Here is a 26,084-nt window from a genome sequence, read left to right as displayed (position 1 = left end):
CGTGACTAACCATTATCGTACGCAAGTGCACCAGACGGCGACCTAATCCATGTAACGAACGCGGCTTCGGGGCTAGTGTGGGTTTCATGGCTGGCAACACCCCACAGGATGCACCGGATGCCGCGCGCCCGCTGCGCGGCTGGGTTGCTGCCACATTGATTGCCATGGCTTGCACACTGGCGGGTTGGTACCTGCCGTTGCCGTTCAGGCTCGCGGGCCTGCCGTTCGCCGTGGCCGGATTTGTCTTGGGCCTGCTGACCAGCCTGAAGGCCTTTGGCAATCCCGCGGCGGGCGCGCTCAGGCTGGCGGTGCCGGTGGCGACGGTGGCCTGTGGGCTGATTGCCCTGCTGCTGGCCGGGCAACTGGTGTTCCTCGGGCCCTCGCTGCAGTATCAGCAGTGCCGGACCGACGCTCTGACCCTGCGCTCCGAGGCCGCCTGCACGCAGGATTTCAGGAACGAGTTGGACCCGGCGAGATGAGGAGTTTCCCCATGGACGAGCAGCCCACCCCCGACACCAAGGACTGGACCGTCGTGCTGAGCGAAGTGTGCGACGAATGCGGGATCGATGTGCGGGCACTGCACCCCGGGCAGGTCGCGGCGCTGTTGCGCGACTCCGTCCCGCGTTTCACAGCCGCCCTGGCTGCACCGGATGCGACGGTGCGCAAGGACCCGGGCGTGTGGAGCACGCACGAGTATTGCGCGCACGTGGGCGAGATGCTCCAGGTGATGAACGGCCGGTTGGCCATGATGCTGGAAACCGACTCCCCGACGTTTCCGGACTGGGACCAGGACGCGGCGGCGGTGCGCGGTGCCTACGCGCAGATCCCAGCGGCCGAGGTGGCCCGGGGATTGGAGGAGGCCGCGTCCCTCTTTGCCGCCGCGCTGGATTCGCTGTCCGACGCGCAGCTGACGCGAATGGGGACCCGGTCCAATGGGGCGGTGTTCACCACTGCCACGTTGGCCCAATATGCCTGGCACGACACGGCCCACCACCTGCACCACGACCTGGGCGTCGCGCGGCCGCTCTAGCCGTCGAGCACCGGATCGTGCTCGAGCAGCGGGGACACCAGGTACCCGACGGCGGTGCCCAGGGCCACCTGGGCGGCCAGCAGCACGGCCGTGAGCAGGATGTCCGGCCCCATCTCGGTGAAGCGCCCGATGCCCAGCGACCCGCCGGCCAGCCACGAGCCGACCAGGGACAGGGCGCCGGCAAAGGTGCCGACGAAAAGGCCCAGGGCCACGGTGGACAGGCCCAGGGATAACCAGCGGGAACGGATCCGCAACGACACCCAGTCGTCTAGGTGGTTCTCGCCCACGCGCAGGAAATACCAGCCCGCCATGAACCCGGCGAACACCGGAAGCGCCATGAACGCCCAGGCGTAGTCAAGGTCCCCGGAGGGAAGTGCGGCCAGCACCGGCACCGCGGGCAGCGGGCCCACGGTGGTTTCCAGGGTGGACAGCGTGCTTCCCACGCCCAGGGTGATCCCGCCGCCGGTGATCCACGCCAGGGTCCACAGTGCAAGGTTGGGCATGATCCCCAGCTGGCCCAGCGTCAGCACGGCCGAGCCAATGGGACCGGGCCGCAACTGTTGGTAGACGTTCGAGACATCCACCCAGTGCACTGCCAGGTTGACGGCCAGCAGCAGGGAGGCCAGGGCAAAGGCGAGCAGGTAGGCCAGGGTTCCGCCGCAGAGCACCGCCCACACGTAGGATCCCGCCCAGCGCGAATGCTGGGATGCCTTGGAGATCCAGGCCGCGGCGTCGAAGCCGATCAACCGGCCCCAGGAACCTGCCTCGCGGCGGGCGCCGATGATGACCCCGGCCCCGGCAGGGACCAGCGGAATGAGCGTGGCCGCCAGGAGCGAGACGGTGGCCTCTTCGTTGTTGACCAGGAAACCGGTGAACAGGCCGCAGAGCAGGTAGACGCCCAGCGCCCCGAGGATGCCCTGCCACAACGAGTCGGTGTAGGAAGCCCGGGCAATGCGGCGCCCTGCCCGCCAGCACAGGCCAAACGGGATGAGCGTGAGACCCAGCGGAATGAAGTTCAGCACGCCGGACCCCTGGGTGGGGTCGGCACCGGTGCCCACCTGCAGGAGGTGCAGCGGGACGGCATGGATCAGCAACCAGATCTGCCCGCCCATCTGCAGCACCGACTCGATGTCGCGCTTGGCAAAACCGCCGCTGAACCACACGGCGAACCACGGGATGACCACCAAGAAGGCCGAAAACAGGGCGGCCTGCATGAACTCGAAGGCTCCCTGCAGGAATAGCGGCATGGGCCAGCCGGTGCTCAGCCGCTGGCGCGCCGCGTTCAATGCCGCCGCGGCGTGCGGTTGCTTTTTCTTCTCACTCATCGCTTCCAATCGTGCCACCGATGTGCCGCCGCTGCCCTGATTGACGCGATTGGGCGGCCTTGGGCTACAGGGCGCGCAGACCGCTGACCAAGGCGGTGATGGCTCCAAAGAAGGCGAAACACAACACGAAGAAACGCGCATGCCTGTCCGAGACCACGCGCTGGACCTGCTCGCCGATGAGCACGCCCGCCCAGATGAACACGGCGACCCCGAACCAGGCCCACAGCGGCAGCGGGGGAAGTTGGTCGGGCGTGGTGATGAACTTCATGCCGATGGTGACCAGCCCTGTCACCACGAAGAAGGGCTGGAGGGTGGCGGCGAAGGGACGTTGCGGCCAGCGGGCCAGCACCGCGTAGGCACTCACCGCAGGTCCCCCGACCCCTGCCAGCGAGTTGGTGAGTCCGGAGAGGAACCCGGCGCTGCCCTTGGGGACCTGGCCGGAAACCGTGACATTGGCTCGCACCAGGATCAGGGAGAGCAACAGTGCCGCCAACACCACGGCACCGACCACGATCGACAGCGGGGCCGCCGGCAGCCCTCCGGCGAGCAAGGCGCCGGCCACCGAGCCGAAGACGCTGAAGGAGCACAGCCAGCGGAACATCGACCAGTCGATGTCCTTCCATACCCGCGGCATGATGAGCGCCGAGGAGAGCACCCCGCAGATGTTCACCAGGAACACCCCCTGGTGTGCGCCCAGGGCAATGACCAGGAACGGGGAAACAAGCATCGCGAAACCGAGCCCCGCCACGCGCTGCGCGATGGCACCGACGACAACCATGCCAAGCACGAGAAAAATAAGGGAAAGGTCCATTCAAGCGAGCCTATCGCCTATTGGGCCGAGGTCATTCCAAGGTCGACAGGCGGCGGTGTGCCGGGCGATCCCGCACTGGCACCGCCGACTGCCGCCGGCACCGCGGCGGAGACACAAAAGCGCGGCTTCCGAAAGGAAGGATTCCTCCGGAAGCCGCGTGCTGCCCGTGGGCTCGGAACTCAGTAGCTGGCGGGAGCCCCGGCCTGGCGTTCGGCGCCGGAGACGAACTTGGCTGCCAGCGCCTCGCTGCCGCGGGCCAACAGTGCCACGTCGGCACCGACGCCCACGTAGTGCGCGCCGAGCTCGATGTAGCGCTTGGCGGGCGCTTCGGCGAAAGCATTGACACCGACGTACTTGCCTGCCGCTTTGCCTGCGGCGATGGCCGTCTCCACGGCGGCGACGACGTCCGGGTGGTCCTGCTGCCCGATCACGCCCATCGAGGCGGCCAGGTCGGAGGGGCCGATGAAGATGCCGTCCACGCCGTCGGTGGCCACGATCTCCTCGACGTTGGCCACCGCCTCGGCCGATTCGATCTGCACCATCAGCGTCAGGGACTCGCTCGCGCGCGTCAGGTAGTCGGGGATGCGATTCCAGCGGGCCGAACGCGCCAACGCCGAACCTACCCCGCGCACGCCCATGGGCGGGTAGTGGCAGGCGGCCACTGCTGCGCGGGCGTCGTCGGCGTTGTTGACCATGGGGATGATCAGCGACTGCACGCCCAGGTCCAGGTACTGCTTGATGAGAACGGTGTCGTTGACCGGCGGGCGAACCACCGGCACGACAGGGTATCCACGCACCGCCTGCAGCTGTCCCAAGATGGACTCAAGACCGTTGGGCGAGTGCTCGGCGTCGATGAAGATCCAGTCGAAGCCGGCACCGGCGCAGATCTCCGCCACCAGCGGGGAGCCGGAGCATACCCAAATGCCCGCCAGCGCGTGGTCGGCCTGGCGCAGTGCGTCCTTGAGGGACTGGTCGGGTTCTACAAGAAATGGCATGTCACGGTTCCCATTCGTCCGTAGTCGGCAAAGACGGTGTCGCCCTTGTCCACCCACATGGGGCGGGTGAAGGAACCGGCCAGGATGATCTCCCCCGCGTTGAGCTTGTCGCCGTGGGCGGCGATCTTGTTCGCCAACCAATAGACGCCGGCGGCCGGATGGTTCAACACGCCGGCGGCGACGCCGGTCTCCTCGACGACCTGGTTCTTGAACAGGATGCCCGAGACCCAGCGCAGGTCGATGTCCGAGGGCTTCATCGGGTTCCCGCCGATGACCATGGTGCCCATGGCCGCGTTGTCGGAGATGGTGTCGACAATGGTGCGGCCCTCCATCTCAATGCGCGAATCCAGGATTTCCAGCGCGGGAATGACGTATTCGGTCGCGTTGAGCACATCGAAAATGTTGGCGTTGGGTCCCTCGACGTCCTTGTTGAGCTTGAACGCCAGTTCCATTTCGACGCGCGGGTGGGTGTACTTGTCCCACTCGATGGTGCAGCCCGAGTCAAGCACCATGTCATCGAAGATGATGCCGTAGTCCGGCTCGGTGATGCCCGTGGCCATTTGCATGGCGCGGGAGGTCAGTCCGATCTTGCGGCCCGCAAGGATGCGGCCGTTGGCCTCGGAGCGCTGGCGCCAGAGGTTCTGGACCCGGTAGGAGTCCTCCACCGTCATTTCGGGGAAGCGGGCGGTCAGGCGCTTGACCGGCACGCGGCCGTGGCCCGCCTGCACGAGTTCATCGGCTATCCGGGTGATGGTCTCATCGTTGAGCATGCTGGCCTGGGCCCCTTCTGAAGTTCTGGATGCACGTCCCGTGGTCACCCGACCACATCTTGTGGTCACAGGCTCACACCTTGAACATGGTAGCCAATACGTCACCGGGGTCACATTCAGGCGTCCTTTGTGTCCGTGCCGCCCTGAAGTGCCCAAGGCATTCCTGCGCCTGGCGAGCCGAGGCCGAACCGCCCATGCCGTGCGCTACTCGATGCCGGGGGCCGGCGGGAGCGGGATCGACGACGTTGGCTTGATGATCCGTGGCAGGACCACCAACAGGAAAACCACCGCAAGCATGACGAGTCCGCCAATGAGGGCACCCAATGCCCAGCCATACAGGACCTGGACCACGAACCACACGCACCCGGCCACCAGGACCCCCACGCCGATGACCACCAACTTCGAAATGACGTGGCCCATGTGCACGGTGGTGATCTTGACGCGTTGGCCAAAGAGGTGCCGGTGCACGGCAACCGGCGTAACCAGCAGGACGATCAGCAGCGCGGAGAACACCAGCAGGACCAAATAGAATCTCCTGTCCGCCTGCTCCAGCGACGTGAACCCCGCTTGGAAGGGCAAGACCACCAGGAATGCGGCAAGGATTTGCGCACCGGTCTGCATGACGCGCAGCTCCTGCATGAGCTCGTTCCAGTTCCGGTCCAGCCGCTCCTCGACACTCTCATTGCGCTCATTGCGCCCGTCCATTGCGCTCCCTTCCGGCAACCACCCACAGACCGAGGCTTGGGGGAACCCAAGGAATTCGGGTCGGATCCTGCTGACATCCTGCTTCACTAGCCAACCTACCGAAGAACAAGCGACTTGGGCAGAAGAAATAAAAAACGGCAGGGTCTTTCGTTCCCGAAGGAGTCTAAGCTGGCTAAATGAGTGCCCACCCCTTCGACCTTTTGACCGTCGACCAATTGCGTCGGACCGGATCGCTGAAGTGGTCCGAATACCGCGGATCGCTTGGTGCATGGGTGGCCGAAATGGATTTCGGGACGGCCCCGGGCGTCATCGCGGCGGCACAGGAAACGTTGGTCAACGGCCTGATCGGCTACGCACCGACCCAATTGGTCCACGACATGCAGCAGGCCACGGCCGGATGGCTGGAGAACAGGTTCGAGTGGAAGATCGACCCCGACCAGGTGCGGCCCATGAGCTCCGTGATGACGGCGCTTGACGCCGCCATCATGCATTTTTCCCCGAGGCACCGTCCAGACGCTCCCCTGGTCCTTTTGACCCCCGCGTACATGCCCTTCATCTCCACCGCGGAGCGTTTTGGGCGGGATTCCATCGAAGTGGCCATGGTTCCCACGCAAAGCGGATGGGAGATCGACTGGAACGCCCTGAAGCAGGCATTGGCAGGCGGCGCCCTGCTGGTCCTGGTGAATCCGCACAACCCGATCGGCAAGGTCTATTCGCGCGAGGAGCTGCTCGCGATCTCCGAGCTGGTCGAAGCCTCCGGATCGAGGGTCTTCGTGGACGAGGTCCATTCGCCACTTGTTTTTGACGGCGCCTCCCACGTTCCCTATGCCACCGTTTCGCCCGCGGCCGCGGCGCACTCCGTCACGTCGGTTGCAGCCACGAAGGCCTTCAACCTCCCGGGGCTCAAGTGTGCCCAGCTGGTCCTGACCAACGACGCCGACCGAATCGCCTGGGAGCGGGTGGGCGGGGTAGCCGAACACGGCGCAGCCAATGTGGGGCTGGCGGCGACAACGGCTGCCTACCGCACCGGCACGGGCTGGCTCGACGGGGTCATCGGATACCTTGATGAGTCGCGAATGCTGCTCTTGGACATCATCCAGGAACACCTGCCCCAGGTCCGCTACCTTCCCCCGCAGGGGACCTACCTCGCGTGGCTGGATGTTTCCCGGCTCGCCCTGGACCCGGGGCCCGCCCAGTTCTTCCTCAAGGAAGCCCAGGTCGCTTTGATCAACGGCACTGCCTGCGGCAGCGGCGGCAAGGGCTTCGTACGGCTGAACTTTGCCACCCCGCGGCCGGTGCTGGGCGGAATGATCCACCGCATGGGGGCCGCGGTCGACGGCTGCGACAACAAGGACGTCACCGACCCGGAGTTTGCCCAGTGACCTCGGGCGGCTCCAACTAGCCCTTCTGGATGTTGGCCAGCAGCTGCTCGAACGGCAGCGAGGTCATGTTGTCCCGCGGATTTGCGGTTTCGCTCACGCGTGGTGCGATGGAACGGGTGTCGCCCAGGTCCTGGGTCCGCGCTGCGGTCCCGTTGGGTCCGGCAATGGCCTGGGCCAGCTCGGTCCCGGCGCGGCGCTCGCGTTCGGCCAGCGCACCGTGGCCCTGGTCCGCTCCCCAGTCCTCGGGTGAGGCAAAGATGGCCGTGGGCATGATCCGCGCCCGCAGGTAGGCGAAGATCGGACGCATTGCGTAGTCGACCACCAGGTTGTGCCGTGCACTTCCACCCGTGGCGGCCAGGATCATGGGCTTGTCATCGAGCGAGGTGGGATCCAGTACATCGATGAACGACTTGAAGAGCCCGGAGACCGATGCGGTGAAGACCGGAGAGACAGCGATCAGTCCGGCGGCGTTTCGTACCGCTTCGATGGCCTCGGCCAGGCGCGGCGGTGCGTAGCCGGTGAGCAGGTTGTTGGTGATGTCAGCGGCGTAGTCGCGCAGCTCAAGCACCGTCAGGTCGGCCTGGATGCCCATCGCCGCAAGTTCCTTGACGGCGGATTCGCCGAGCTGGCGTCCCAGCAGGCCGGAGGTTGACGGTGTGCCCAGTCCGCCGGAGATGACTACGATGTTTTGGCTCATGACGTGTGTGGCTCCCTCTCGTGAAATACATGTCTTTGCATGTAAAACCACGAGGGTCGTGAATTCATTCCCGGCCGGCCTCTTCTTTTTTGGGAACGTTTTCGTCGGTCGCCGCCGTCGGCATGCAGATACCGCCAAGGCAACGTCCGCGGATGGCCCCAACCAGGCAGTAGGCGGCAATTGCGCCTGCGCCGAATGCAGCGATCGGTGCGTCGGACCGGAGCGAAATACCCATGACTGCAAGCACCACGGCGACGGTCATCCAGATCACGCGATACAGCATGAAGCCTCCCTGGTTCATCTCGGTGGCAACGGCCGAAATGCCGGGTTCACCATGACTTCAACGGTACCGCGGGAATAGGCGCCATGCAGAAGACGAAGGAAACACCTTTGGCCGGAACGCACTGCCGAACCAACGAATATCGCCTTGCCGGCCGGACACACGAAGGCCACCGTCTGCCCTGGGGGCGGCGAGACGATGGCCCTCGTGATTTCACCCGTTTTGCGTTAGGCAGCCGGGTGTTTGTGCTCGGTATCGCCTAGTCCGAAGGCTTCGGGGCCGCGAACCATGCGGAAGGCTCCAAGAAGCGCGACCAAGACACCGATGATGAAACCAATCCACAGCGGACTGATCACGGTACCCAGCGTGATGCCGCCGGCGACGATGAATACCAAGAAGAGCAGGGCCGCGAGTCCGCCGCCGATCAACAATCCGTTGGCGTGGTGCGTCCCGGGAACCCTCAGCCTTGACTGGGGTTCCTCGCGTGGTGCCGGAATGTGTGCATCCTGTGTCATGACATTTCACTCCTGTCATCTTCTCTGGAACAGGCCACCATGTTGTTGTGAAGTGTGCACCGTCCAAGCCGTTTGCCGGCTTGTCGAGGCACATGTTCTTGGCTTGGTCGCCCGTGGCTAGCCTGCGTCGTAGCGTTCCCTGTCCTCTAGCGACATCGGCCTCTGCGCGTCGTTGCCCGAGCCATCGGGCAGTTCGTCCGCGGATCGTTTCGCGGCGCCCTTGGTCGTGGATGATCCGGTGACTTTTCCGTCGGATTCTTGCGCCGGCGTGGCGTTGGTTTCCTCGTTCATCGTGTGCTCCTCAGTCCTCGAAACTGGAACATGGATGTTTCTCTTGGAGTATGCGGTAGCCGAGCGGACCACCGGTCAATGTCGGCACGATACCCCCAACGGAAGTTTGGGGTTCATCGACAACGTCGTGCACGTCGGCTGTTTCCACTGATCGCGATGCGAAGGCGAAGGCGAAGGCGAAGGCGACGGTGTCATGCACCGTGAACAGAGCCGTCTGGCCTCTGCCAGATATCACCTACGGCGTTTCCGCCGCCGGCACCGATTCCTTGCCGTATCCATGCGTTCACCCGCATCCCATTGCCCATCGGTTCGGCTGGTTCCAGCAAACCGACTTACCTTGAGAATACGCCGGGTATCTATGGATTTCCAGCCTTTCAAGTGGTATCGGGAGCCGACCCGAACCGGCCAAGGTTTGGACGGCTCCGTGCACACCAGACCAGGCGACCGCGGGGCTATTCAACCGAGAACTGGACCCGCTGCCAGCCACTGGCGCCGTCAGGGACCGGGTCGGCCTTTTCGCTGGTTTGCATTTCCCCTTGCCCGTCGAAAGCCCTAACGCTGACCGTGTGGTTTCCCGATGAACCCCCGTCCCATTCGTAGCGCCATTGCCGCCAGGTGTCCACGGAAGCCTCGGCGCCCAATTCCGTGTCCATCCAGTCGCCATCATCGATCTGCACTTGTACCTTCGAGATTCCCCGGGTCTGCGCCCAGGCGGTTCCTCCCATGACAACCGTTCCCGCCGGAACGCTTGCGAAGGACCGCGGCACATCCACCCGGGAGGAAAGCTTGATGGGACCGTGATCCGACCAGCCTCGCGTGGTCCAGTATGCGACCTTGTCTTCGAAGCGAGTGACTTCCAGGTCGACAACCCATTTCGTGGCGGAGACGTAGCCGTAGAGACCGGGAACCACCATGCGGACCGGGAATCCGTGCTCCAGCGGCAAGGGCTCGCCGTTCATGCCGATGGCCAGCAGGGCCATGCGGTCGTCGGTGAGAACCTCGAGCGGCGTGGAGGCACTGAACCCGTCGATAGATGTCGAGAGGACCATGTCCGCGCCGTCCTTGGGCACCGCACGCTCCAGGAGCAGGCGCAACGGATACCCCAGCCACTTGGCGTTGCCCACCAGCTGGCCGCCGACCGGGTTCGATACGCAGGTCAGCGTCAGATAGCTTTCCACGAGGTCCTCGGCCAGAAGCTCCTCGAAGCTCATGGTGAATTCCTTTTCCACCATGCCGTGCACCCGCAGCGACCATTCACCCGGGTTGATGCGCGGCACGGTAAGAGCGGTGTCGATCCGATAGAAGTCCTTGTTCGGCGTGATGAACTTCGGCATGCCTGACAATTCGACCTGCGCGTTGGCCGGTGGCGCCTGTGCCAGCACCTTGGCCGCGGGTAGCCCGAGGGCCGAACGGGCGGAATCGGCTACGTTGCGTGCGGTGGCCAGGGATTTTCCGACGCCCGTGGCGATTGCCGCGCCAACCAGGGAAAGTGCAGTGCCCAGCAGGAAGTTCCTGCGCGAGGCCCCGGGTGCCGGCACCTCTTCGGGTGTCGAAGGCCGGGTCTTCCCGGCGAGCGCCGAGAGCCACCGCAGGGTGGCCAGACCCGCGACCGCACCCAAGATGATGGGAGTCAGGTCCACGAGTCCGGTGGCCGGCCTGGAAAGCACGGCTCCGCCGATTGCCACGGCGAGAACCACGATGCTACCGGCCGCCAGGGCAAAGCTGCGCCTGGCGATCATTCCGACCAATACCGCGGCTACGGCGGCAATCACCCCCATGGAGATGAAAAGTGCCAGTTTGTCATTGGTGCCGAACGTGGCAATGGCGAAATCCTTGAGCCATGGCGGTGTCAGGTCGATGAACACCGATCCCATCGCCACCAGGGGTGCCGATGATGTGGCGAAGAAGGCCGACACAAATTGAGCCACGGAAAAAAGCACGGCAGCCGACGCGAAGCCCGCGAGCCCGAAGGTGCCCAGGTCCCGCAGCCTCGTTGCTGTTAACTTGTTCATGAGTTCACCCACCCGTACGTTGTGATGCTTCCTCCCCGCGACTGCGGGGAACAACTAACCACTACGTATTCGGAACGGTACCACCGGCGGATTGGAAGGCGGCCGCGTAATCTTTCAGGCGCCTAGAGTTCCTGGACGAGGATCGGTTCGGTCGTTGGCGCCGGGGAGCCGGAAGCCGGTTCCACGGTGATGCCGAAGTGTGTCACGCCCTCCATCGCCCCGGAAACCATGACCATGCCATCGGCCTTGGTACCGTCGACCATTCCGGCAGGTACCGCACCGGTGCCGGAGATGAGCCACAGTTCGTACCCCTTGTCGCTGGGCAGGGCGGGCAATCCGGCGGTGGTCACCGCCATCTTGCCCTCGGAGGCCGAGTAGGCCAAGGTAACCGTGGCACCGTCGTCCAGTTGCTGGCTCTTGGACTGGACATCGGCGGCGGTCAGGATGCGGGTCAGTTCGTTTTGCTGCGTGCTGAGGGCAGCCAGCTGTTCCTCCAGCTTTTGCTGCTCCGCATTTTGGTTGACGACCACGCCGCTGAGCACGCCGGATGCCACCAGCAGCACTCCGGCCGCCAAGGCGAACATCCGTTGGTTGCCCTTGGCAGTTGGGGGCGTGCGCTGCGGGGCCGGCTCCGGCGACCGCTCCGATGCGCGGTCCTTCCTTGCTGCCTCTGCGGCGGGACCCGAAGCTTCCGGGGCTCCGTGGCCAGGAATTTCTCGCTCGGCGTCGACCGGCGGCAACTGCGGGGTGTTCCGGATGGCGGACATGACATTGGCCTTGAGCCTGGCCGGGGGTGCGACGGGTTCGGCCGACTGGCCAAGAAGTGCCGCCGTTTCCTGCAGTGCATCCAATTCGTCACGGACCTCCGGGGAGGATTCTGCATGACGGATCAGTTCGTCGCGTTCATCGTCGCCCAATGCGTTCAGGGCGAAGCTGCCGGTCAGCTCGTTCTTGTGCTTGTCCATTACGCCACTCCCATCAGGTCTCGAAGTTTGTTCATTCCGTCGCGTATTCGTGTTTTCGCGGTTCCCACCGGGATCTTGAGCAATTCGGCCACCTCGATGTGCGTGTAGCCCCCAAAATAGGCCAGTTGAATGGCATCGCGCTGCGTCTCGCTGAGCCGTTCCAGGGCCTGGATGACTCGTCGGCTTTCATCGTGCTGGATGGCCGTTTCCTCAACGTCATCGTAGCTCGCCTGGAATTCCTTGATGCCTTGGCGCAGGTCGCGGTCCTTGCTCGCTTGGCTGGCCCGAACCCGGTCGACGGCCCGGCGGTGCGCCAGGGTCAGCAGCCAGGTGATCGCCTTTCCGCGGGCCGAGTCGTAGCGTGAGGCCTGCTGCCAGGCTTCGACAAATACCTCTTGCGTGACTTCCTCGCTTTGAGCCTGGTCCTTCAGGATGCGTCGGACCAGACCGAAGACCTGGGGCGAGAGACGGTCATAGAGTTCTTCAAAAGCGCTCTCATTGCCTGCCGCAATCCGGAGCATCAGTTCTTCGGTGGTCGGGGCCCAAGTCTGTTCCGTGCCACCTGGTAGATGTGAACTCATGCGATAAAGCGTCTCATGCATTCCAAACCCGTCCTTCATCCTTTCTGGTGCGGCGGCCGAAAAATATTTTTTCGGCCTGCCGGAACCACGGGTCGACGCCTATCGACCGCAGGGGGCCGGTGAGTGATGGAAGGGACCATCAGACACCAACCCCCTGGTGGGTTGCCCTGCCGTGCCGCGGCTACTTCTTGGCCGGGGGCATCAGCACGGTGTCGACGAGATAGACGGTTGCGTTGGCGGTCTGGACGCCGCCGCAAACCACCGTGGCGCCGTTGACCATGAGCTCGTCACCGCTGCCGGTGACCTCCAGGTCCCCGCCCTGGACAGTCGTGTGGCTGCCGGGGATGTCGCTCGGTGCGATCTGGCCGGGGATCACGTGGTAGGTCAGGATGCTGCTCAGGGTGTCTGCGTCCGCGACAGCTGCGTTGAGGTCCTTTTCCGGGATGGCTGCGAAGGCCTCGTCTACCGGGGCGAAGACAGTGAACTCGGCACCGTTGAGGGTGTCAACCAAATCGACCTTGGGGTTGAGCTTGCCTGACACCGCTGCGGTAAGGGTCTTGAGCAGCGGGTTGTTGGAGGCGGCCACTGCGACCGGGTCCTTGGCCATGCCGGCAACCGAGCCTTCTCCGCTGGGCACTGCCTCGGCATATGCCGCGCAACCCGAGCCCACGAGGTTTGCTGCCGGGTCCATCGCCGCTTCGCTGGCCATTGCCGAGCTGCTCGGTGCCGCCGACGAACTGGACGGGGCGGCCGAAGAGGCAGGTGCGGCGGTTTCGCCGCCGGTGCCCGCCGAGCAAGCGGTCAGGCCAACGGTGGCAACTGCAATCAGTCCGAGTGCTGAGGCAAACTTGCTGTTCATGCGCTTCATGTCATGCTCCTTGCTTGGCGTCGACCCTTGGTCTCCGCGCCTTCCCGACCACTGTTGGTTCGGGCTGTCATGGAGCATTCGGTGCCGTACGGCAAACGGATTGGAATCATGTCAAAAAAGTTTTTTCCCCCCGCGCCACTACCCGCAGCGGGCTCCCATCTACAGGTGGACATGGAAGAAGCGGAGAAGATGTCTGTTCTTCTCCGCTTCCGGTAAAACTATCTCCAATCATCAAGTTGCTCAGTGTTTCTTGATGTGGGTGACCTGCTCGGTCTCTGTCGCAGGTGCGTTCTTCGAGCGCTTCTCCGCGCGTCGCGCCTTGATCGACTTGCCGGCAGGCTTCTTGTGTTCATGTCTATGTGGTGATTTGTCTGGCATCAATTACCTCTCACCCTGGGGCGGGATCACTTACGACCGCGACTGGTCTCCCCACACACAGACGATACTCCTGAGCGCGCAAGGATGCCAGCACTTTTTGGGGGTCCCGTTTTCCGTGGCCTTCCCCGGGCGACACCTCTGCCGCGACGTGCCCCTTTACCCCAACGGCATCGGGCCATAGGCTCGGTTTCATGCCGGTGATGATGAGAACCATCCAAACAGCAGTTCCGCCAACCATCCTGTACCAGGACAAGGTACGGGACGTTTTTGCCGCCCAACCCGGCCTGACCCGATTGGGCCAGCGCCTGATCAATACGTCCTTTGACTCCGCGCAGATTTCGACCCGCCATACTGCGGTCACCGAATTCACCACCGAGACGGTGGCCGAGAACCCCCTCTTCTTCGACGCGGAGTCGGGGCTGCTGCTGCGACCCAGCACCAAGGAACGCAACGAGGTCTTTGCCTCCACGGCGCCCGGACTCTACATCGAATCTGCACAAAAGGCCCTGGATGCCTGCCCCGATCTTGCACCCGGCGACATCACCCACGTCATCACGGTCTCCTGCACCGGCTTCTACAACCCCGGGCCCGACTACCAATTGGTCAGGGCACTGGGCCTGAGCCCGGCAACCCAGCGATACCACCTGGGATTCATGGGATGCTACGCCGCCTTCCCGGCCCTGCGCGCCGCCAAGAGCTTTTGCGAGGCCGACCCCAACGCCGTGGTCCTGGTGGTCTGCGCAGAGCTGTGTTCCATCCACGTGCGCAGCTCGAACGACCCCGACACCATCATGGGCTCCGCGCTCTTTGCCGACGGGGCCGCCGCCGCCATCGTCACCGCCCGCCAGCACTCCGGGTCCGGCCTGCGGTTGGACCACTTCGAGACGGTGCTGACCCCGGTAGGCGAGGAGGCCATGGCCTGGAACATCGGGGACGAGGGCTTTGAAATGGTCTTGGGAACCTATGTCCCGCACATCATCGACGACCACATCGTTGGCGCCTTGGAACCGCTGCTGGCCCGGGACCCGACGCTGGGCGATGCCTATGCCGACATCCCGCACTGGGGCATCCACCCCGGCGGACGCGCCATCCTTGACCGCGTGCAGAAGCGCCTGCAGTTGGGCGACGACCAATTGGTGCCGGCGCGGCGGATCCTCAACGACTACGGGAACATGTCCAGTTCCACGGTGCTGTTCGTGCTCAAGGACATCATGGACGAGAACATTTCCCGGGCATCGTCATCCGGCGAGCGCGTGTGCTCCATGGCCTTTGGCCCCGGTCTCACCGTCGAGACGTCCCTGATGACCCTGGTTTCGGGGAGGCAGGGCTAGGCGCCCCGGACATGCAACGGGACATTGCCGCATTCGAGGAAATGGACAGCCCTGATGCCGATCCGCTGATGCTGGAGCGGACCTACGCGCAGTTCCCGCTGGTGAACCGATGCGTGTCAGGGTGGCGGAGCGTGTACCTGGGGCTCGTTCGACCGGCGCTCCCGCGCAACCGCACCGCCACCATCCTGGACATCGGCTGCGGCGGCGGCGACATTGCACTGGCGCTCCTGCGCTGGGCACGGGCCGACGGGCTGAGCCTCAAGGTGACGGGCATCGACCCGGACCCGCGCGCCCACGATTTTGCCTCCCGGGCGGCTGCCGCTGCCGGCTTCGGCCCCGAGGAGCTCGAATTCCGGCGGGCGGCCAGCGCGGAACTGGTGGCCGAGGGACAGGTGTTCGACGTGGTCATCTCCAACCACGTCCTGCACCACCTGGATCCGCCGGCGCTGTCGGGCGTCCTGGCCGACAGCCAGGTGCTTGCCCGCTCGCTGGCGATCCACAGCGACATCCGGCGCCGGCGCAGCGCCCTGCTGCTTTTCGGGCTGGCCACCCTGCCCCTGGCCGGCACCTCGTTCATCCGGCGCGACGGCCTCACCTCCATCCGGCGCAGTTTCACCCGCGACGAACTCGCCCGGGTGCTGCCGCGCGGATGGCACGCGCACGCCGCCGGGATGTACCGGAACCTGGCCATCTGGCGCAGGGAACCACCGGCCGGCCGATGATCGACGTCCTGATAGTCGGGGCCGGCCCCAGCGGGATGGCGCTGGCGATCCTGCTGCGCCAGGGCGGACACAGCGTGCGCGTGCTCGAGTCCCGGACCGGGGTCGGGGAGCATTCGCGGGCCATCGGGATCCACCCGCCGGGGCTCGCGGTCCTGGATGGGCTCGGGGTCGGACCGGCTGCCGTGGAGGCCGGGGTGCGGATCACCCGCGGGGTCGGCATCTCCCGCGGACGGGTCGTGGCGGAACTGGGGTTCGGCTCCATCCCGGCCGGTCACCGGTTCGTGTTGTCGTTGCCGCAAAACCGGACGGTCGGGCTGTTGCGCGACCGTCTGCGGGAGCTGGATCCCTCGGCGCTGCTGGCCGGGCACGAATTCACCTCGTACACCGCGCACCCGGGGTTCCACGTCGTTGAGGCCGCGGCCGCCGGCGGACCCACCCGGTTCGAATGCCGCTTCCTCATCGGCGCCGACGGCACGCGGTCGGCCGTGCGGCGGGCGGCGCTGGTCTCCTTCCGCGGCAGGGACCTGCCCGATCGCTACCTCATGGGCGACTACCCGGACGGCACCGATTTCGGCCCGGTGGCGGCCCTGTTTCTGCACGAGCACGGGATCACCGAGTCGTTCCCCCTCCCGGGGAACCGGAGGCGCTGGGTTTCCCGGCTCCGGGATGAGCGGTCCCCCTCGCTGCCCGAACTCATTGCGCGGCGGACCGGGCACCGGGTGGAGGCCGGCGAAAACTCCATGCTCAGCGAATTCGGGACCGCGAATTTCGCCGTGGCATCCATGAACCACGGGGACCTGGTTCTGATCGGGGATGCTGCCCACGAGGTCAGCCCCATCGGGGGCCAGGGCATGACGCTGGGGTTGCGCGATGCCGCCGCCTTGGCCCCCATCCTGGGGGCGGCGCTGGGCGGGCAGCAGCCCCGGGACCGGCTCGAGGAGCAACTCGCCGGCTTTTCCCGCCGGCGTCTTGCCTCCGCCCGGCGGGCCGGGCGGCAGGCGCACGTGAACATGGCGCTGGGGCGCCCGCTGTGGGGCCCCGCCGTGGGGTCGCGCGATGCGCTGGCCCGTGTGCTCTTCGAGTCGGAGCGGTTTTCGGCCGCCGTTGCCGCCACGTTCACCATGACCGGCAAGGGCGGCTGAAAACGCGCGGGGCGTGGGGGAAGAACGATTCTTCCCCCCGCGCCCCGCGGTTGCTTGGTGCCTTTGCGGTTATCCGTTGAAGGCGAACCTGGTCTGCAGGCGTTCGGCGGTGCGGTCCGGGTTCAGCAGCAGGACGCAGATGACACCCACGACGACCAGGTAGATCCCGATCATGGAGAATGACGAGTTCATGCCCTGGGCCAGCAACGAGGCCATTTCCGCGCTGTCGCGCACGCCCTTGGGACCGGGAATGTATCCGGCGCGGTCCATGAGCGATCCGACCATGGCCGGGGCTATGACGCCGCCGACCGAGGCCAGCCCGGTCAGCGTGGCCATGATGGCCGCGCGCTGCTTGGAGGCGACACAGAACGCGATGGCGGTGGGGGCCAGCGGGTAGATCATCGCCAATCCGGCGCCAAGAGTCAGCGCCGTCACCGCTGCGTAGCCGTGCAGGTGCGGCAGCACGGTGAAGCAGATGCCCGAGACCAGCAGCGAAGCGCCGAACAGGGCGCCCATGGCCCAGCGCACCGTGACGCCGCGGCGCATCAGGTACCGCGAGGTGTATCCCAGCACCAGCAGCGCCAGGGCGCCGATGACCCACGGGAAGGTCGAAACCAGGCCGATCATCTCGGGCGAGAGGGCAACCACCGAGCCGAGGTACTTCGGCGACCAGGTGGTCAGGAAGCCCTGGGCCCAGAAGCAGCCGGCACCGGCCAGGACGGCAGCAATGAACATTCTCGAGCGCAGCACCCGGCGGATGGGCACCAGCTTGAGGAGGTCGGCACGTTCGGTGATGCTTGCGCCCGGCTTTCCGACGGCCGGCTGCTCCCGGGGCACCGCGGCCTCCGGGACCTTCGCCGGTTCCGCCTCGGTGGCGGCCTTCTTCCCGGTGATGTGGCTGTAGGGTCCGTCCCGCCCCACGAGGAACCAGACAACGCTCCAGAGCAGGCCCACTATGCCCAGGAACCCGAAGGCCCAACGCCAGCCGAGTGCCGGGTGCGCGATGATGCCGGCCAGGATGGGGGCCGCGATGATGGGTCCGAGCGTGGAGCCAATGGCAATGATGCTGGAGGGGAAGCCGCGCTCCTTGGCCGGGAACCAGCCGTGGACGTGCTGCAGGGAAATGGGGGTTGCCGGGCCCTCGGCCCCGCCGAGCAGGATGCGGGTGACCAGGAGGACCGCCGCGCCGCCGCCGAACAGCATCGGGAACTGCAGCACGGCCCAGCTGATGCCCATGGTCAGCAGGATCCAGCGGGTGGAGACCTTGCCGGCCAGGAAGCCCACGGCCACCGCGGCGATGGCGAAGAGGAAGAAGAATGCGCTGCCGATGAGTCCGAACTGGCCCGCGGTGAGGCCCAGTTCCTTGATGGCCGAGTCGGCGACGAGGCCCAGCACCGCCTTGTCGGCGAAGTTGATGATTTGGAAGACAACCAGCAAGGACGTGACAATCCATGCCCGGCGATTCATTTTCCCGTATTTGACGGCCGCACGAAGGGTGTGCGGCTGGACGTGCTCCGAGGTGCTCATGCGCCTGCTCCGATGATTTCCAGTCCTGCGGTTTCAACACTATTGGTCCCGGGATCCCGGGGGAAGAAGACGTCGTTGTCTTCGGCAATGTGCACGGTGCCGGCGAAGTCCCGGCGGACCGCCTCGCCCATGGCCGCCAGGTCGGCGGTGCCCGGGGTGTTGGGCACGATGTGGTGGAGCACCAGGGCCTTGACACCGGCCGCGGCGGCGACCTTGCCGACCTCGGCGAAGGGGGTGTGCGATTCGCGCAGGTGGACCTCGATCCCCTCGCGGGTGGGACCGTCGGGGAAGGTCGCCAGGATGGAGGGCAGGTCGATGACCTCGTGCAGCAGCAGGTCCGCGCCGCGGGCGAGCCTGATGCAGTTTTCCGAGTAGGCGGTGTCCCCGGAGATGACCACCGAGCCGTGGCGCGAGTCGATGCGGAAGCCGAAGGCCGGGAAGCACAGGCGGTGGTCGACCAGGATCGCGGAGATGACCACCAGCTCGTCGCGGTATACCTCGAACGGTTCCATGACCGGGTGCCGATTGGCCACCGGATCTGCGCCCGCCGTTGCGGGAATCTCGATGTCGTGTCCGCGCACCCATTCGTGCGGCTCGCCGCGGCCCTCGTCGGCCATGCGGATGGCGATGTCCGAAGCGAAGACAGTGTCGAGCAATGCGTCAACGATCTGCGTGGTTGAGGTCATTTCGCGATTGCCCACGCGGGCGTCGATGTCCCGCGCATGCTCTTCATCGAGGGCCGGGATGCGGGCTGGCTTTCCGGGGCCGAAGACCTCGATGGGTGCCGCGAAGGACTCCCCCGGCACCTGCCAGCCGGTGACCAGGAAGGAACCCAGGTCGTAGATGTGGTCGGAGTGGTGGTGGGTGAGGAAGATGCCGCGCAACTGGCCCCATTCGCAATGCGAGCGGTAGTTGCGGATGCTGCCCATGCCGCAGTCGAAGACGTAGGTGGCATCGTCGACCCGGACCGCGGTGCTGGTGCCGGCCCGGGAACTTGAGACGATCGGTCCACCTCCCGTCCCCAAGGTGTGCACACTCATGCCGCTGAAATTTTTTGTACTCACGCTGGCGCCTCGCTTCATTGGGAAGGGCTGTCGGTTCATGGCCCGGTCTGTGGTTGGTTCAAGTACGCCGCGGCAATTTGACCTTGCAGCGGTGCACGCCCCCAAGCGTGATCCACATCATATGCACTAGAACTGGCGATCGCAATACCTATTGCATATGGTCATGGTTTTCTGCCATGCTGGGTCGACCAAGGAAACATGCGACAAGGAGCTGCAATGGAAATCCAACAGGGCCAGGAAATCGTTCTCGGCGATCTGCCCAAGGGCATCACCCTCGCCAGCGAGGCCATGGGCAACAAGACCTGGAACGTGCTGGGGCACACCTATCTATCCAAGGTGGAAAGCTCTTCGTCCTTCGCCTGGCTGTCCCTTGACCCGGCCGGCACCGGCGTTCCCCCGCACGTGCACCCCACGCAGGACGAGCACATCTACATCATGGAGGGCGTGTACACGCTCTACCTCGACGGCGAGTGGACCACCGCGGGCCCGGGCGACACCGTGCGCATGCCCATGGGGCTGCCGCATGCCTATTACAACAAGCACGAAACCCCCGGCAAGTCCCTCTTCTGGGTCAGCCCGGCGGGCCAGCTCTCCACCCTCTTCGACGAGCTGCACAATCTCACCGATCCCGAGGAAGTCGTCCGCCTCTCGGCCCTGCGCGACGTCAACTTCCTGCCGCCGGGAGCCGTTCCGGGCGCCTAGGCGTCCGCTACAGTCGAGGGCAGTGCGGAACCCGCACTGCCCTCCCATCGTTTGCGCCAAGGAGTACATGACATGACCAGCACGCCCCCGCTATCCGGGATCCTGTCCTACGGCCCCGACGAGGCCCAGCACCTTGTGCTTTCACGGCCCGAGCCCGGAACCCGGCCACTCGGCATCGCAGTCCTCATCCACGGGGGTTATTGGCGCTCACATCTCTTCGCCTCGCTGATGGACCCACTGGCCGCTTCGCTGCGGGCCGAAGGCTGGATCACGGCCAACGTGGAATACCGCCGCGGCTCCACCGGCCGGTGGCCGGCCCCGCTGGAGGACACCACGGAAGCGCTGGAACGCATCGCCGTGTTGAAGCAGGCCGAGGGCATCGGCGGCCCGTTGCTCACGGTCGGCCATTCGGTGGGCGGGCAACTGGCGCTGCTCACGGCCCGACTCGCGGATGGGGTTGTGGCCCTGGCACCGGTCACCGATGCGGAACGGACCTATTTGGAGAACCTGGGAGACAACGCGGCGGCCGAATACTTCGGGGCCACCCCGGACCAGGCCCCCGAGATCTACCGCTCCGCCTCGCCGGTGCACCAGCCGCTTGGCACCACGCCAACGGTGATCCTGCATGGGGCAAATGACGACCGCGTGCCGATCGCACATTCGAACGCGTTCATGGCCGCCGCGGGGTCACAGGGTTCCCTGGTGGAGCTACGCGAATTCAGGACCCTTGGCCACCTCGAAGCCATTGACCCGCTGGCCGTTCACTGGGCCGGGGCGCTGTCCTGGATGGCCGAGGCATCGGGCCCCACGCCCCGAGCAGCCAAGAGCGAATATGCGTAGGACTTCGCGATAGGGGCCAGCAGTGCATCGATGGCCCAGAACGTGTGTTTGGCAGCGGGCGCCTTCCAACCCTCGGGAAGGAATTCCAAGGGCAGGTTGGGGTCCCGGTAGGGGAAGCGCCGCCACAGCGTCAGCAAGGGTACGTAGAAGGCAAAGGCCTCCCTGGCCAAGCCGGCGGCGGGATCGCCGCCGGTGCCGGCTTCGAGCCGCGCAGACCATTCCTCCTTGGCCGCTCCGTAAAGCCCAAGGAAATCGCGGTACTGCTCGTCCAGCTCCTGCAGGTCCCACCATTGGGGCACCTTCGCCTTGATGTCCTGCTGGCTCAGGTAGTCTGCGCTGAAGTATTCGACGTATCGGTCAAGTCCCCGGTCCTTCAGCCGCCGCATTGCCTGCGGCAGGACGTTGCTTGGTGCGATGGCAACTCCCGCGCCCACCGCGCCGAAGCCGAGGCTGTTCAGTTCGGTCCGCAGCTCATAGCGGCGGTTGCGTTCGGCTTCCGGCACGGAAAAGATGACCAACGACCAGGGGTCGTTGGGGTGCGAGCGTTCCGGGGCGTAAATCCGCTGGTCGCCCTCGTCGAAGGCATCGAGAACGTCCGCTGAGAGGCGGTAGCTGGCCGTGTTGCCGTCCCGGCGGCTCACGAGCACGCCGTTGCGCTTGAGCCTGGATACCGTCGAGCGCACAGCGGGCGGCTCGATACCCAGGGCGCCGAGCATGTCGACCAACACGGCCACCGGAAAGGTGCCCCCCGTCGATCGGCCATAGAGCCCATAGAGGGTGACGATCAGCTGCTGGTGCTGCAGCTTCGACTGCCGTGTTTCCATGCCGGTGCGAACCCGCTTCTCGTAAAGTACCTCGTTGCCATACCCATCCTAGACACACCGCGGGACAGCGCCCGGCCACGCGGGGACGGCCAAGGGATTTCACCGTCCCGACAGGCGGCTTTCGGGACGATCACCGGTTCCCTATCCCCACGGACAGGTATTTTAGGTAGCTTTGGGGAATCGGGTATTCGCACGCGAAACCAGCCCAGCGCCGAATCGAGGAGGAGACCATGCAGGCACCACGCCCCACGCCTCCATCCGCGCGGTTCATTCCCGCGGTCCAGTCGGTCACCGAGCGCTCAGGGGTCACCGTTGAGGTCCGGCACCACAACCAGATCCTTTTTTGGGCAGTGGTTCGCACCACCGCGTTCCAGGTTGTCGGGCAACGGTGCGGAGTCTTGCCCGTCCATGAATCAGGGCAGCGGCTCGGCGTATTGGTAACGCATCTCGACAAGGCCATTCGCGCGGTGCGCCGCAATGCGTCCGAACCCGTGTATTGTGACAACGCGTTGCTGAACGGACATATTCGACTCCCCGAGGCATTGGCGCAGCTGGGGTTCATGGTTTCGGAGCAGTTCCGTCCACTGGCCGGAGCGAAGGCGGCCACGGCCCTGCTTCAGGAACGCATCGAGGACTACTACTCCGAGCTGACGATCACCACCGACGCCTCACGCAGTTGGCACAGCCCGTTGACGGGCCATGGCTGGATCCTGGATTACGGCCGCGGTACGCCACCCATGATCAACGCCTTCGCCGCCACGGGTAAGGAAATCCTGCAGGGCGAACTCAATTCCATCCATTACGCCCTGCTGGATGCCAGCAGGTACCGTGACGACTTGTTCGCCGGATCGGTTCGCTTTCGCATCCGTTCGGATTCGCTCATGGCCATTGACCTGCTCCACAATCCCCAAAGCCACGCCCGCGCGAAGTCCACTGAGGCGAGGACGATCGTGCACAAAATCCATGAGCTGCTCTCGCGTTCCAAGGTCAGCTATGACTGGGTCAAGGCGCATTCGGGTGATCCCATGAACGAACTTGCCGACAGATTGGCGCTGGTGGCCAGGCGATGTTCTGCGGCGAACATTTCCTCCGTTGAGCGGCAACGCCTGCTGTTGCAGATCGCCGACGAAGGGGTCGACCTTGGCAAGGTGATGCCCTTGCGCACCGGGAGGTTCTTCCAGGTCCAATAGCCGGGCCTCACCCGATTGTTTAGCGCCAGCGCAGGCGGGTGTCGGAATCGCTGCTCTTGCAGGTATAGCTCTTCCCGGTCTTCTTGCCAATTCCCTTGGTGCCTTTGTCGTCCTGTGCACAGTATGCCCCGGGTGATACCTGCTTGGGATTGGGCGCCGTGGTCGAGGGCTTCTTCGCTGGTGCCGCATTGGTCCCAGGCGCGACGGTTGGCACCTTGGCAAGCGGCTTGAGCGGGGTCACTAAGGCGGCCTTTTGCTTCGGGCACGTGAAGAGCACGCGCTCCATGGCCTTCTTTTCGGACGCGGTCACAGACAGCGTGTACTTCTTCTTGACGCTGATCTGCGTTGCCACGTACCGACAGCGGAAAGACTTGTTGGCCGGCAACCACTCGGCGGCATTGGCATCGCCCTTGGAACGATTGGCCGATGCTTGCGAGGCCATGAGGTTCAACGGATCGTTGGCGAGACCCTGGCGTTGGTCCTGGGACAGCTGCACACCGCCTGACACCCATGCGTTCTTCAACGCCACCACGTGGTCGATGTCAACGGACCCGCTGTTCACCTTCCACTTAATGGTGGTCCCGGTGTACACGTCAGCCAACGTGCCGGAGGCGAGTTGGCATTTCTTCGCGTCCTTGAACTTTACAGACGACAAGTCGCGCTTGAGCGTGTCCTGGCGCTCGTCGCATTTGTTGCCGTTGAAGTCCTTCCAGCCATTGCCGAACTTCTGGTTCCGGTCGTAGCCGGTTGCCGGCGCCTTGCCCTTGACCGGCAAGGCGTTCAGGACCGAAACCGCGAGCGGGCCATCGAGCTTGGCGCCGGGGGTGACTCCCTCACCGGCCACGGACGTCGAAGTACTGCTGGGTCCCAAGGTGGTGACATCACTGGCTTGATCATTGCCAACATGGGTGCCGAAATTCGCCACCAAGCCACCGGTCAGGATCAGGAGGGTGACAACAATGCTTATCAGGTGCTTCAAAACGCTCTTTCAGGATGAATCAACAACGCACAACGCCGAAGGTACATTTAAACACCCGTGGCCCACAGTTTGCCTGCGGGCCACGGGTGTTGATCGACAACCGAAAATGGGACTAGCGCTTCGAAGCGCGGTATCCGGCCTTGCGTGCGTCGGAAGTGGTCTTGAAGCATTGCTCGGGAACCGTGATGCTATAGAACTGGCCACCGCGAACGTGGTACTTCCATTCCTTGTTGCTGCCGGTCTGGTTGCCCTTGACGGGGTAGGCTGCGGGGCAGTTCTTGCCCTTGGCCGCGGCCCAAGTCTTCTTCACCTTGGCCTTCGTGATGACCAGGGTTTGCGTCTTGGAGGTCGAGAGCTTCTTCTTGCCGATCTTGTAGTTCACCTTGGTCGTCACCTTGTAGGTCCCGGCCTTTAGTGAAATCGACGTTTTGTTCTTGGCAACGGTCTTCTTGCCTTGCTTCACGGTCAAGACCTTTGAGGTGACCCGCCTTGCCTCATGTCAATATGCTCGCGAAATAATCCCGCATGCCTCAACTAATTTGCTCGCCAAATAGGGCATCCCCGGACTGCGCGCGCATCTTGGCCCGGTTGATGAGATGGTTCTGGATGGCATTGATGCGGCGAGTGATGGCCGCCGGATTCAGGTCCCCGTGGATGCCCGCCAGGGCCTTGGCATGTTCCGGGTCCATGGCCTCCAGATCCATGATGCGCTGGTACGCGGTCCGCGGCCGGTCATAAGTCCGCTTCCTGCGACCCGAACGTGCGGTGCCGTAGCCGTTGGCCTTGACCATCGGCAGCAGGTGGTTCTTGCGCTGGTTCACCAGCGCCCAGAGCTCATTGAGCAGGGCCATCTCCTCCGGACCCTCGTAGCGGAACCTGAAGGCATGGCGACGGACCCAATCCCGATTTCGCTGCTCGACATGCGCATTGTCGTTATGCTTATACGCCCGCGCCCTAGTCAGATCAATGTTTCGTTCCTGCGCCCACTCGATGAGCTGGGTGTTGATGAATTCACCGCCATTGTCGAAATCCAGGGCCCGCATCGGGTAGGGCAGGGACCGGACCAGCAGGTCGACCCCGGCCACGACATGGCTGTGCGCACGGTTTTTCACACACGTGTTCACGGTCCACCCGGTGAACACATCTGTCAGGGTGATCGAATACAGGAACTCGCCCTTGAGGCTGTGTCCGCAGTGGGCGACGGTGTCGATCTCGAAGAACCCCGGTTCCTGCTCCATGGGCGTGCCCGACCACCGCACCGGGATCTCCGAACGCAGCATCGCCCCGGGCTTGGTCGAGGACAGTGCCGAGGGGTATCGAGCGGCGCGCAACGGCTTCAGATACCGATCCATCGTGGAGGCCGACATGGATAGCAGCTCGTCCCTGACCTCGTCGGTCAGCAGTCCCGCCACTGTCCCGAGTTCGTCGAAGCGTTCCAAACGCTCGAGCTCGTCGGCCATGATCGGAGCCAAGTATTTCCCGCAGGGCTCTCCGGAAAGCGTCCAGATTCGTTCCAGGAGCTTGAGGGCCGCCGGCCCGTACTTGCGGGGCCTGCGCCGCGGCAGGGGCTTCGGAATCCCGCGTGCGGGCTTACGCAGTTCCGTGGCCAGACGCCGGCGGGCGTTGGCCCTTGACCAGCCGGTCGATGCGCACAGGTAGTCGAGCATCACGCCCTTCTGTCCCTTGGTCCCTTTCGCATACTCGGCGGCGAAGCCGCTGACGAGCTCTCGCCGGGTGTGCATCGATATCCCCTGTTTCATCTCCCCAGCACAGCCTGCTGCCCGCCCTGGTGGCCAGAGTTTCGCGAGCATTCTTAAATGAGGCACGCACCTCATTTCGCGAGCATTACTAGTGAGTCAACGCGTGACCTTGACGCCCTTGGCCGCCTTGACCGACGGTTTGATGGTGGCCTTGGCCGAACCCTTGACCGTTTTGTTGGCGATCTTGTTGATCGTGATCGCCGGAGCTTTTTTGGCGGCCACCACATTGATCGCTTGGGTCGGCGCTACGGGCGCGGCTGCTGCCACGGCGGCCCCGGAAAATACGATCGAAGCAGCGGCCGCCAAAGCGGTGAGCATGCGAGTAAACGACTTCATGTGTCCCCCAATATCCAGATGGCACCCCTGGCCATCCACGTTCAACTCCCTATCAAACCACA

General features: G+C 64.7%; 30 protein-coding genes. 9 read left to right on the top strand and 21 right to left on the bottom strand.

The window, feature by feature from the left end:
* Positions 1-86 precede the first annotated feature (86 nt).
* Positions 87-479, top strand: coding sequence for a hypothetical protein (locus ABD687_RS17970; protein WP_302262870.1), 393 nt, complete (start codon positions 87-89; stop codon positions 477-479).
* A gap of 11 nt (positions 480-490) precedes the next feature.
* Entirely contained in the window at positions 491-1,030 is a 540-nt protein-coding gene (locus ABD687_RS17965) for a DinB family protein (protein WP_302262871.1), read from the top strand.
* Here the strand turns inward: ABD687_RS17965 and ABD687_RS17960 are convergent.
* From ABD687_RS17960 to ABD687_RS17940, 5 genes are all read right to left on the bottom strand, one after another.
* Positions 1,027-2,355: a cell division protein PerM gene (locus ABD687_RS17960; RefSeq protein WP_302262872.1), complete on the bottom strand. Its 1,329-nt coding sequence runs from the start codon at positions 2,353-2,355 to the stop codon at positions 1,027-1,029. The genes ABD687_RS17965 and ABD687_RS17960 overlap by 4 nt on opposite strands.
* 64 nt (positions 2,356-2,419) lie before the next feature.
* Entirely contained in the window at positions 2,420-3,166 is a 747-nt protein-coding gene (locus ABD687_RS17955) for a sulfite exporter TauE/SafE family protein (RefSeq protein ID WP_302262873.1), read from the bottom strand.
* 179 nt (positions 3,167-3,345) lie between these two features.
* Entirely contained in the window at positions 3,346-4,161 is an 816-nt protein-coding gene (locus ABD687_RS17950; protein ID WP_302262874.1) for an aldolase/citrate lyase family protein, read from the bottom strand.
* Positions 4,146-4,931 (bottom strand): 2-oxo-hept-4-ene-1,7-dioate hydratase, encoded by a 786-nt coding sequence (gene hpaH, locus ABD687_RS17945; protein ID WP_302262875.1) that lies wholly within the window; start codon positions 4,929-4,931, stop codon positions 4,146-4,148. The genes ABD687_RS17950 and hpaH overlap by 16 nt, the downstream gene beginning before the upstream one ends.
* Positions 4,932-5,135: 204 nt before the next feature.
* On the bottom strand, positions 5,136-5,636 hold the full coding sequence (locus ABD687_RS17940) for a DUF6328 family protein (RefSeq protein ID WP_264268360.1): 501 nt from the start codon (positions 5,634-5,636) through the stop codon (positions 5,136-5,138).
* 176 nt (positions 5,637-5,812) lie between these two features.
* On the opposite strand from ABD687_RS17940, the gene ABD687_RS17935 reads away from it, so the two are divergent.
* Positions 5,813-7,018 (top strand): MalY/PatB family protein, encoded by a 1,206-nt coding sequence (locus ABD687_RS17935; RefSeq protein ID WP_302262876.1) that lies wholly within the window; start codon positions 5,813-5,815, stop codon positions 7,016-7,018.
* A 16-nt stretch (positions 7,019-7,034) separates the two neighbouring features.
* On the opposite strand, the gene ABD687_RS17930 is transcribed toward ABD687_RS17935, so the two are convergent.
* The 9 genes from ABD687_RS17930 to ABD687_RS17890 form a co-directional block, all read right to left on the bottom strand.
* On the bottom strand, positions 7,035-7,715 hold the full coding sequence (locus ABD687_RS17930; RefSeq protein WP_264268362.1) for a CE1759 family FMN reductase: 681 nt from the start codon (positions 7,713-7,715) through the stop codon (positions 7,035-7,037).
* A 64-nt stretch (positions 7,716-7,779) separates the two neighbouring features.
* On the bottom strand, positions 7,780-7,998 hold the full coding sequence (locus ABD687_RS17925; protein WP_302262877.1) for a hypothetical protein: 219 nt from the start codon (positions 7,996-7,998) through the stop codon (positions 7,780-7,782).
* 224 nt (positions 7,999-8,222) lie between these two features.
* Positions 8,223-8,510 carry a hypothetical protein gene (locus tag ABD687_RS17920; RefSeq protein WP_264268364.1) on the bottom strand — a complete coding sequence of 96 codons (288 nt, stop codon included), beginning with the start codon at positions 8,508-8,510 and terminating at the stop codon, positions 8,223-8,225.
* Between the two features lie 117 nt (positions 8,511-8,627).
* Complete coding sequence (locus ABD687_RS17915; RefSeq protein ID WP_302262878.1) at positions 8,628-8,801, bottom strand: hypothetical protein; 174 nt, start codon at positions 8,799-8,801, stop codon at positions 8,628-8,630.
* Between the two features lie 452 nt (positions 8,802-9,253).
* Positions 9,254-10,813 (bottom strand): molybdopterin-dependent oxidoreductase, encoded by a 1,560-nt coding sequence (locus ABD687_RS17910; RefSeq protein WP_310289266.1) that lies wholly within the window; start codon positions 10,811-10,813, stop codon positions 9,254-9,256.
* Between the two features lie 122 nt (positions 10,814-10,935).
* The gene (locus ABD687_RS17905) at positions 10,936-11,778 is read right to left on the bottom strand and encodes an anti-sigma factor (RefSeq protein WP_310289268.1); all 843 of its coding nucleotides are present in this window, start codon (positions 11,776-11,778) and stop codon (positions 10,936-10,938) included.
* Complete coding sequence (sigK, locus tag ABD687_RS17900) at positions 11,778-12,359, bottom strand: ECF RNA polymerase sigma factor SigK (RefSeq protein WP_264268368.1); 582 nt, start codon at positions 12,357-12,359, stop codon at positions 11,778-11,780. The genes ABD687_RS17905 and sigK overlap by 1 nt, the downstream gene beginning before the upstream one ends.
* Positions 12,360-12,540: 181 nt before the next feature.
* Positions 12,541-13,227 (bottom strand): fasciclin domain-containing protein, encoded by a 687-nt coding sequence (locus ABD687_RS17895; RefSeq protein ID WP_302262881.1) that lies wholly within the window; start codon positions 13,225-13,227, stop codon positions 12,541-12,543.
* A gap of 240 nt (positions 13,228-13,467) precedes the next feature.
* Positions 13,468-13,605 (bottom strand): hypothetical protein, encoded by a 138-nt coding sequence (locus tag ABD687_RS17890; protein ID WP_264268370.1) that lies wholly within the window; start codon positions 13,603-13,605, stop codon positions 13,468-13,470.
* 191 nt (positions 13,606-13,796) lie between these two features.
* Between ABD687_RS17890 and ABD687_RS17885 the strand changes: the two genes are divergently transcribed.
* From ABD687_RS17885 to ABD687_RS17875, 3 genes are read left to right on the top strand one after another with little or no spacing between them, the layout of a single operon-like run.
* Positions 13,797-14,936, top strand: coding sequence for a type III polyketide synthase (locus tag ABD687_RS17885; RefSeq protein ID WP_310289272.1), 1,140 nt, complete (start codon positions 13,797-13,799; stop codon positions 14,934-14,936).
* An 11-nt stretch (positions 14,937-14,947) separates the two neighbouring features.
* Positions 14,948-15,658: a methyltransferase domain-containing protein gene (locus ABD687_RS17880; RefSeq protein ID WP_310289274.1), complete on the top strand. Its 711-nt coding sequence runs from the start codon at positions 14,948-14,950 to the stop codon at positions 15,656-15,658.
* Positions 15,655-16,800, top strand: coding sequence for an FAD-dependent oxidoreductase (locus tag ABD687_RS17875; protein ID WP_310289276.1), 1,146 nt, complete (start codon positions 15,655-15,657; stop codon positions 16,798-16,800). The genes ABD687_RS17880 and ABD687_RS17875 overlap by 4 nt, the downstream gene beginning before the upstream one ends.
* 69 nt (positions 16,801-16,869) lie before the next feature.
* Here the strand turns inward: ABD687_RS17875 and ABD687_RS17870 are convergent, their stop codons facing one another.
* On the bottom strand, positions 16,870-18,327 hold the full coding sequence (locus tag ABD687_RS17870; protein WP_310289278.1) for an MFS transporter: 1,458 nt from the start codon (positions 18,325-18,327) through the stop codon (positions 16,870-16,872).
* A complete protein-coding gene (locus ABD687_RS17865) occupies positions 18,324-19,391 on the bottom strand; it encodes an MBL fold metallo-hydrolase (protein ID WP_302262886.1) in 1,068 nt (355 codons plus the stop codon). The genes ABD687_RS17870 and ABD687_RS17865 overlap by 4 nt, the downstream gene beginning before the upstream one ends.
* Positions 19,392-19,607: 216 nt before the next feature.
* Here ABD687_RS17865 and ABD687_RS17860 point away from each other — a divergent pair, with 216 nt between their 5' ends.
* A complete protein-coding gene (locus ABD687_RS17860) occupies positions 19,608-20,093 on the top strand; it encodes a cupin domain-containing protein (RefSeq protein WP_264268376.1) in 486 nt (161 codons plus the stop codon).
* Positions 20,094-20,165: 72 nt separating this feature from the next.
* Positions 20,166-20,933, top strand: a complete 768-nt coding sequence (locus ABD687_RS17855; protein WP_302262887.1) for an alpha/beta hydrolase family protein — start codon at positions 20,166-20,168, stop codon at positions 20,931-20,933.
* On the opposite strand, the gene ABD687_RS17850 is transcribed toward ABD687_RS17855, so the two are convergent.
* Positions 20,855-21,757: a PaaX family transcriptional regulator gene (locus tag ABD687_RS17850; RefSeq protein WP_302262888.1), complete on the bottom strand. Its 903-nt coding sequence runs from the start codon at positions 21,755-21,757 to the stop codon at positions 20,855-20,857. The genes ABD687_RS17855 and ABD687_RS17850 overlap by 79 nt on opposite strands.
* A gap of 230 nt (positions 21,758-21,987) precedes the next feature.
* On the opposite strand from ABD687_RS17850, the gene ABD687_RS17845 reads away from it, so the two are divergent.
* Entirely contained in the window at positions 21,988-22,947 is a 960-nt protein-coding gene (locus tag ABD687_RS17845; protein WP_310289282.1) for a ribonuclease HI, read from the top strand.
* 19 nt (positions 22,948-22,966) lie between these two features.
* Here ABD687_RS17845 and ABD687_RS17840 read toward each other — a convergent pair whose 3' ends face one another.
* From ABD687_RS17840 to ABD687_RS17825, 4 genes are all read right to left on the bottom strand, one after another.
* Positions 22,967-23,926: an HNH endonuclease family protein gene (locus ABD687_RS17840; RefSeq protein WP_310289284.1), complete on the bottom strand. Its 960-nt coding sequence runs from the start codon at positions 23,924-23,926 to the stop codon at positions 22,967-22,969.
* Between the two features lie 112 nt (positions 23,927-24,038).
* Entirely contained in the window at positions 24,039-24,389 is a 351-nt protein-coding gene (locus ABD687_RS17835) for a sunset domain-containing protein (RefSeq protein ID WP_310289287.1), read from the bottom strand.
* 67 nt (positions 24,390-24,456) lie between these two features.
* Complete coding sequence (locus ABD687_RS17830; RefSeq protein ID WP_007273073.1) at positions 24,457-25,668, bottom strand: integrase catalytic domain-containing protein; 1,212 nt, start codon at positions 25,666-25,668, stop codon at positions 24,457-24,459.
* Between the two features lie 114 nt (positions 25,669-25,782).
* The gene (locus tag ABD687_RS17825; protein WP_310289290.1) at positions 25,783-26,004 is read right to left on the bottom strand and encodes a hypothetical protein; all 222 of its coding nucleotides are present in this window, start codon (positions 26,002-26,004) and stop codon (positions 25,783-25,785) included.
* Between the last annotated feature and the right edge of the window lie 80 nt (positions 26,005-26,084).

Origin of the sequence: Paeniglutamicibacter sulfureus (assembly GCF_039535115.1) — a bacterium.
GTDB classification, from domain to species: domain Bacteria; phylum Actinomycetota; class Actinomycetes; order Actinomycetales; family Micrococcaceae; genus Paeniglutamicibacter; species Paeniglutamicibacter sulfureus.
This window is presented reverse-complemented; position numbering and strand designations above follow the sequence as displayed.